At 70.0% G+C, this 737-nt stretch carries 1 protein-coding gene; it reads right to left on the bottom strand.

Annotation, left to right across the window (positions count from 1 at the left end):
• The coding region (locus CAP_RS43315) for a formylglycine-generating enzyme family protein (RefSeq protein ID WP_231512046.1) at positions 1 to 644 on the bottom strand (644 nt) is incomplete at its 3' end.
• Between the last annotated feature and the right edge of the window lie 93 nt (positions 645 to 737).

Raw genomic sequence — 737 nt, 5'->3', positions numbered from 1 at the left:
GCGCAGCAGCGGAAGCCGACCTGGTAGAAGCTGAACCACTCGTTGTGTGTGGAGGTCACGGGGCGGCAGCGCGCGCGGATGGGCCCCCAGTAGCCACCCTTGAGCGTGGAGCGGTAGGGCTTCTCGTCGGTCTTTCCCTGCTCGTTCATCACCCACTCGTCCACGTTGCCAGTCATGTCGTGCACGCCGAAGGGGCTCACGCAGCGGGGGCGCTCCCCGGAGGCGACGCGGCGGTCGAGGCGCTCGACCTCCTCGGAGATCTCCCAGGGGTTCGAGAAGGCTTCGAGGGTGGGCTCGGAGATCTGTCGGTCGATGTTGCACGCGGTGGGGTCGCGCTCGATGCCGTAGGGATAGGGCCACATCTGCGGGCCTTCGCAGGCGAACTCCCACTCCTCGACCGTGCACAGGCGCTTGCCCTCGGTGGCGCAGGCGCGCTGGGCGTCGTTCCAGTCGGCCATGACCGCGGGCTGGACGCCGGCGAGGTTCGGGTACTCGTAGACGTCGACGCAGTAGCGGCGGTGTTCGAGGCGGCCTTCGCAGAGGACCTCCGGGGCGAAGCGCTGGCAGACGTCCCTGGACTCGTCGAGGTAGCTGATGCAGCGGTGGCCGACGTAAGGGCAGTAGATGCCGTCGACCAGCACCATGCCCGCGGGACAGGCGGTGGCGCTGTCGGGGTTGATGCGCACGTACGGGGGCGGCGGCGGCGGAGGTGGGGGCGGCGGCGGAGGTGGGGGCGG

Origin of the sequence: Chondromyces apiculatus DSM 436, assembly GCF_000601485.1 — a bacterium.
GTDB classification, from domain to species: domain Bacteria; phylum Myxococcota_A; class Polyangia; order Polyangiales; family Polyangiaceae; genus Chondromyces; species Chondromyces apiculatus.
This window is presented reverse-complemented; position numbering and strand designations above follow the sequence as displayed.